At 60.1% G+C, this 6952-nt stretch carries 3 protein-coding genes and 3 pseudogenes; 3 read left to right on the plus strand and 3 right to left on the minus strand.

The features are described 5' to 3' along the window. Window positions 1-122: 122 nt before the first annotated feature. Window positions 123-1427 (plus strand): 4-aminobutyrate--2-oxoglutarate transaminase, encoded by a 1305-nt coding sequence (gabT, locus tag NKJ89_RS35270; RefSeq protein WP_352609023.1) that lies wholly within the window; start codon window positions 123-125, stop codon window positions 1425-1427. 365 nt (window positions 1428-1792) lie between these two features. Here gabT and NKJ89_RS35275 read toward each other — a convergent pair whose 3' ends face one another. Further along, window positions 1793-2704, minus strand: coding sequence for a LysR substrate-binding domain-containing protein (locus tag NKJ89_RS35275; protein WP_352609024.1), 912 nt, complete (start codon window positions 2702-2704; stop codon window positions 1793-1795). Window positions 2705-3277: 573 nt separating this feature from the next. Between NKJ89_RS35275 and NKJ89_RS35280 the strand changes: the two are divergent. Continuing rightward, window positions 3278-4192 (plus strand): annotated as a pseudogene (locus tag NKJ89_RS35280) (IS630 family transposase). A 72-nt stretch (window positions 4193-4264) separates the two neighbouring features. Continuing rightward, window positions 4265-5256, plus strand: a pseudogene (locus NKJ89_RS35285) (IS481 family transposase). A 2-nt stretch (window positions 5257-5258) separates the two neighbouring features. On the opposite strand, the pseudogene NKJ89_RS35900 reads toward NKJ89_RS35285, so the two are convergent. Together NKJ89_RS35900 and NKJ89_RS35295 are read right to left on the minus strand one after the other, a co-directional pair. Further along, window positions 5259-5545 (minus strand): annotated as a pseudogene (locus tag NKJ89_RS35900) (hypothetical protein); the annotation flags it as partial. 191 nt (window positions 5546-5736) lie between these two features. Then, entirely contained in the window at window positions 5737-6735 is a 999-nt protein-coding gene (locus NKJ89_RS35295; RefSeq protein WP_352609025.1) for an isopenicillin N synthase family dioxygenase, read from the minus strand. Window positions 6736-6952 lie beyond the last annotated feature (217 nt).

Genomic DNA, 6952 nt, shown 5'->3' on the forward strand with positions numbered 1-6952 from the left:
CCAGGTGCCCGAGAGGGCCAGCGCACCAGAGGAGGAGCGGCCATGACCACGCTACTGCAAATCTCACTGGCGAAGCTGGCAGCCGATGCAAGGCGTGTTTGTACAGGGGAGTGTATTGCAGCATGACGGCACGATCGAGCGCGGAACTCCAGGCGAGACGTGAGAGCGCGCTGCCGCGTGGCGTTGCGTGTGCGTTTCCGGTATGCGCGGAACGCGCCCAAGGCGCGGAAATTTGGGACACGGAGGGCCGCCGATATATCGATTTCGTCGGCGGAATGGGCGCGCTTGCGGTCGGACATTCGCATCCGCAGGTGGTTGATGCAGTCAGAACGCAACTGCAGCGCTTCACCCATACCTTCTTCGGCAGCATTCCTTATGACGGCTACGTGCGGCTCGCGGAACGCCTCAACGCAATAGCTCCGGTTCCCTCGCCGGCGAAAACCCTGCTTGTCACCACTGGCGCAGAAGCGGTGGAGAACGCGGTAAAGGTCGCACGTTTCCACTCGGGTCGAAGGGGTGTCGTCGTCTTCAGCGGCGGTTTTCACGGACGCACGTTATTGACCCTTGCGATGACCTCACAGCTCGATCCATATAAGCGCGGCTTCGGCCCCTTCCCCGCCGATGTCTACCACGCGCCCTTTCCTTCAACCTATCGAGGCCCTAGTGCAGACGAGGCGCTTGAAGCGCTTCGAGACCTGTTCGAGACGCAGATCGAACCTGACCAGGTAGCAGCCATGGTGATCGAGCCGGTCCAGGGCGAAAATGGTTTCCTGCCGGCGCCGCCGGCGTTCCTACGCGGTCTGCGCGCTCTGTGCGACGCGCACGGCATCCTCTTGATCGCGGATGAGGTCCAGTCCGGCTTCGCTCGCACCGGCCGGGTTTTCGCAATCGAGCATTCAGGGGTTCAGCCGGATCTTGTAGCGCTCGGAAAGAGTTTCGGTGGCGGACTCCCAATCGCCGCTGTCATCGGCAAGGCAGTGATCATGGACGCCGTGCCGCCGGGCGGATTGGGAGGCACCTACGCGGGAAATCCCCTTGCATGCGCAGCCGCACTTGCCGCCCTGAACGTGCTTGAGGAGGAGAACCTGACTGCCCGTAGCATGGAAATCGGCGAGCGACTCACTACCGGCTTCCGCTCCCTCACCCTGGGGACCAATTTCCCAATGATTGGCGAGGTGCGAGGTTTGGGCGCGATGATCGGTGTTGAACTCGTCGACGATGCCACGTCACAGCGCCCGGCGACAGCGCTGACGGCGAGGTTCGTGGAAGACGCCGCGCTGCACGGTCTTCTGCTCGCCTCGGCCGGACGCGCGCATAACGTCATCCGCGTCCTTGCGCCGCTTACTGTATCGAACGAGATCATCGACGAAGCCTTGGCGATTTTCAGCGAGTCGCTTGCGCGGGTGGCCAGACTTGCGCACATGTGATTCCGACGAGATGCTGTCCCTCGTGCAGGAGCTGGAGATCTGGGCCTCGGAAACGAGCCCGCGCGCCGTCCGGCCAGCTGACGGTCTCGATCACGAAGCTTCCATCGCAACGAGAAGTCTCTCGCCTGCCGAACGTCTGTCATTTTCGGCGATCCCGGTATGGCATGGGGCGAGGGCACTCGGCACTGATCGGATTTCTTCCTGATCCCGTCCTGGAATGCGGAGCGGGAACGAAGCTCCCATTCTAGATCGAGGATTCCCTGAATGACTCCACGCCCCAGTAAACGTCGTCCCGAACCCGTGATGCCGATAACCGCACCGCTATGCCTCTGGACCATGCAGAGGCGCGCCGGCGAGTTCTAACTTCAAGCGTTCCGCTCTTCGGCCGAGATCTTCCGCAACCACTCGCGCAGCCGCTCGGCCCCCGGCGATACGGTCCGGTTGTCGTTCCACGTCAGATAGTATCCTCCCCGGGCGTCCAGCTTGAGGTCGGTAATCCTGACGAGCTTGCCCTCTTCGAGCCACGTTCGCACCAGCCGGTCCCAGCCCACGGCAACACCCTGATCAGCCTGGGCGGCTTGCAGAGCCACGAAGAACTTGCTGAACCTATGGCCACGAAGCGGGCCGTGTGGAATCTTGGCGCGGCGCAGGATCTCGTCCCAGCCGGCCCAACCGGATTGGATCCCTTCGACGTGCAGGAGTGGCAATTCGGCCAAGCACTTGGCGGTCGCATCGCTGTGCTCCTGGGCGAAGCCGGGACCGCAGACGGGGTAGATGACATCACTAAACAAGAGTTCCGCTGCCTCGTTAGGCCATGAGCCGCAGCCATAGCGGATGCGCAGCTCGACTTCGGCGCGCCGATAGTCGCGCGAACTGTCTGAAATCAGATGGTCGACTGTGATATCATCATGCTGCGACAAAAAGCGCGGCATGCGCGGTATCAGCCACATCGACGCGAACGCGTCGGTGGAGGCAATCGTGACATCCCGGGAAAGACCGCCGCGTTTGATGGTCCTGACGACATCGGACGCCTTGGAAAGACCGCTTGCCAGCACGCTGTACAGGTCTTTGCCAGCGCTGGTAAGCATCACGCCAGTTCCTGACCTCACAAACAGCGAAAGGCCAAGCTCGTCCTCAATGGCTTGGATCTGCCGACTGATCTCTCCCGATGCCACGCCTAACTCGGAAGCCGCAAGCTTGATCGAGAGATGGCGTGCCGATGCCTCGAATACCTCAAGGGCAGTCAGGGACGGGAGATCAAAATGATGACGAATCATTGAAAAGCCAATCCGATCGGCACTCGCGAACCAAACAACAGGGCACCCAGGTCGTCCTCTTGCCCCTAAACGACGCCGCCAGTTCACAGGCGTTAAAGTTGAGAGACTGAACAATCACCACCGGCCTCCGTGGCTGATTGCGGCCGTCCGCCGTGACCCACGCAAGTTGCGTGCCGAATTGGGGCACCGTTTTACGCACCACTCACCCACACCGACGGCCAGGCCGTGGCGACCGTTTCGTCGGATTTCCGACATTTTTGTCCAGCTTGGGGCCAAGCTTTGTGGACAGACATGCGCGGGATCGTCACATTGACGAAGGGGTATCCGGCCACCGTATGAGAGTGTGAATAAGTCACTTGGATTATATCTGAAGCTGGTCAGCGCAGCCAGCTGTGGCGCGACAATTCTGACGACACGCTCGCAGCTTCATTGTCGCGCCGCAGTCAGCCACGGTTCGCCATTGAGCGACAAGTTCGGAGATAGGCCTAGAGCATGTCCGGCGATCGTTGAATCGATTATGAAGTGGCACGGGCTTGCACGGCTGATTCAACGTTCAATTTGACGAGGTGGACGATGGCAAGAGCACTGAGCGACGATCTTCGTTGGCGGGTTTTGAAGGCTTCGAGCGAAGGCGTGTCTGCGCGGCAGGCGGCGGCCCGGTTCGGGGGTCGGGATACCGACTGCGATCCGCTGGATCGCGCGCGCCAAGATCGGCGAGCGAACGCCTCGGGCGCAGGGTTGGCGGCGGGGTTCAAGTCTCGATGCGCATGAAGCCTTCATCGTCGGACTGATCGAGGAGCGCAAGGACATCACACTGAACGAGATGGTCGAGCGACTTGCGAGCGAGCGGTCGGCACGTATCGATCGCAGCGCATTGAGCGCCTGGCTTGCAGGCGCGGCTGGACATTCAAGAAGAGTCCGCACATACTGGAGCAGGATCGTCCAGACGTCCTGAAGCGGCGCCGCGCCTCGTTCGATGGCCAGCTCGATCTCGATCCTGCCCGGCTCGTCTTCATTGATGAGACCGGACTGGTCGACCAAGATGGCGCGGCTGCTGGGCCGCGCCCCACGCGGCGAGCGCTGCCGGGCAGGCGTGCCTCATGGTCACTGGAAGACCACCACCTTCGCCGGGGCGCTGCGGCTTGATGGCGTCATGAACGCGCCGTCTTCCTCGCCTATGTCGAGCAGGTCCTCGTCCCGACCCTGAAGCCGGGCGACATTGTCATCCTGGACAATCCGCCGGCGCACAAGGCGGCCGGTGTCCGCGGCGCGATCGAGCAGGCCGGCGCGACACTCAACGTACCGCCGCCATATAGCCCCGACTTTAACCCGATCGAGAATGCCTTCTCAAAACTCAAGGGGCTTCTGCGCGCCAAAGCAGAGCGAACCATCAAGGCCCTGTGAGATGCCGTCGGTTCGATCGTCGAGCTCTTCTCACCCGCCGAGTGCGAAAACTACTTCAAGGCCGCAGGATATCATCCGGATTAGCCGGACGTGCTCTAGATGTTTGATCCCAGATTTTGATGTGGCATCCTTGTCCTCCGAATCAAGGGATGCGCTATGGGCCAGGTTCTTCATGGGAGCGCCACGACGACAGAGGCGGTCCGTCGAGCGATACAGCATAGTCAAAGAGCCTGAGGGCGCTGGCGAAGCGCTACGGGATCAACCAAAAGACTGTTGCCAAATGGCGGGAACGGACCTCGGTGGCAGATTTGCCGACCGGTCCGAGAGAGCCTAGATCGACAGTGCTCTTGCCCGAGGAGGAGGCCGTCATAGTCGCCTTCCGGCGCTACACTCTGTTGCCACTCGATGACTGCCTCTATGCCTTACAACCGACGATCCCACACCTGACGCGCTCATCACTGCATCGCTGCCTGCAGCGCCACGGCATCAGCCGCCTGCCGGACGTAGAAGGCGACAAGCCGGCGAAGAAGAAGTTCAAGAGCTATCCGATCGGCTGCTTCCACATCGACGTCGCCGAGGTGCGCACAGAACAGGGCAAGCTGCACATGTTCGTCGCTATCGACCGCACCTCGAAATTCGCCTTCGTCGAACTGCATGAGAAGGCCACCTCCGCCATATCGAGAGACTTCCTACTGCGCCTGATCGCGGCCGTGCCCTACAAGATCCACACTGTCCTCACCGACAACGGTATCCAGTTCACGACGCCCGGCGCCGGCGGTTCGGCCGTGCCATTGATCAAGGAGGCCATCGCAAACGGCGAACGCTTCTGGGCCCATGCCTTCGAATACGCTTGCGCCACGAACGACATCGAGCACCGAACGACCAAGGCAAGGCATCCGTGGACCAACGGCCAGGTCGAGAGGATGAACCTGACTATCAAGGATGCAACCGTCAGGCGTTTCTATTACGAGAGCCACGACCAACTCCGCCAGCACCTTGCCGACTTCATCTCGGCCTACAACTTCGGTCGCAGGCTCAAGACCCTCAAAGGCCTTACGCCCTACGAGTTCATCTGCAAGGCGTGGGCGTCACAACCGGAACGCTTCAAACTCGATCCGCTCCAGCAAATGCCGGGACTAAACATCTAGCTGCGACCGGTATCGGTTTTGCCGCTCGCCAGGATCGGCACAGTGGTGCCGTCACCATGCAGAAGCGGGGCAAGCACATGCGCCTCGATCAGCGCGTGCGCCGGCTTCAGCACCGCGGCACAGGGCCGACCTGGTCTGCCAGCGTGGAGAGACTGTGATGTCCTCGCCAAGCATCGTCACTGGCCGAGCTCCAACACGGGCTGTTCGACCGCGCGGCAATCACCACCCGTTTGCGCGGCAGATCATCGGGGCTCAGCATCCTTGACGGTCGCTCGCGGTCGAAGGCTCTATCGTTGTCAACGATCGCGCCGCCGTCGCAACCGTGTCCGAAGTATTGTCTCCCCGTGGTCTCCAGTCCGTCCGCGGGCCAATTCGAAAGCGCGTCTGTTTCCGGACTGGCTCGCCAAAGACTTTTGAATAGTTGTAGCTCTCCGGAAGAAGCGCAGCAGGCACTGTCACGTGATAAGTGCCTGTCCGCTCTCACGACGTTTTGCCCAGGTGAGCGTAACTTGCTGCGAAACGCCCGAATTTGTGCTCGCCGCAATTCACCGGCTTGTAGCGATGCGGGTTGCTGTCCGTCACACATGAGGGCAATGGTTCGACAATAGCATTGAAATCAGCGTCGATAAAAAAGGGGATTGAGTATCGCTCGCGGCCCGAGGTATTCACCACCCGGTGCATGTTCGCCAGATAGAGATCGTTCGTGAGGCGCTGAATCAGATCACCGATGTTGATTACGAATGTGCCGTGGATCGGAACGCCTTCAACCCAATCGCCATCTCGGTTCATGACCTGAAGACCACCCACATCGTCCTGCGCCAGAATGGTCAGATTGCCGTAATCCGTGTGGGCACCAATACCAATGATCTCTTCGCCAATATAGCCACTCTGCGGCGGGTAGTGAAGCAGGCGCTGAATGCTGATCGGGTTCCGCATGAGGCTTTCGAAATAGCTTTCCGACAGGTCCAGACTGAGCGCGATGCCCTTCAACAGTTTTTTCGCGAGGTCCACCATCTTTTGATGGTATCCGGATGTCAGTTCCCGAAACTCGGGCAGACTTGAGGGCCACTGGTTGGGGCCAAAAAACGGACCTTCCAGCGTCGAACGCTCAGGTCCGATGTCAAAGCACTCCTTCAGGTCTTTCGTCTTGCCCGGATCGGTGTTCTCCCCGAACGGCTCAATGTATCCGCGGAGGGCTACATCGGATTTGCTAACATGCAGCATCATCTTCTGCGACATGGGCATATCAAAGAACCGACGGCTCACATCGAACACCGCATCGACGAGGTGCTGGGGAATGCCATGGTTCTTCACGTACATGAACCCTGTGTTCGAAAACGCCCAACGTATCTCCTTCGCCACTCTCTGGTTGTTGCTGCCATCGAGTAGCGGCGCTATGTCAATCACGGGGATCTTGTCAAAGCTTTCGCGTTTCGCGCGCAGCTTGTCGTCCAGCCTGACCACCAGATTCTTGGACATGAGTACTCCTTTGTTTGGCAATGGCAGTCGGCAGAACGTTTCGCGGCCCTTTTCTTGTTTGACTGGCGACGTGAAGAACCGTCGGGAAGCCTGGCAGGCCGTGCCAAGCGTTCTTTCGGAGATGATGCGCTGAAACAAGGTAGAACAACCCGAAACTCGTAAGCAGCCGCGATCTTGATGTCACCTTGCATCGGCGCTGGCCTTCTCGGGCACTTGT

It is taken from the genome of Mesorhizobium sp. M0047, assembly GCF_040323315.1.
In the GTDB taxonomy this organism is placed as follows: domain Bacteria; phylum Pseudomonadota; class Alphaproteobacteria; order Rhizobiales; family Rhizobiaceae; genus Mesorhizobium.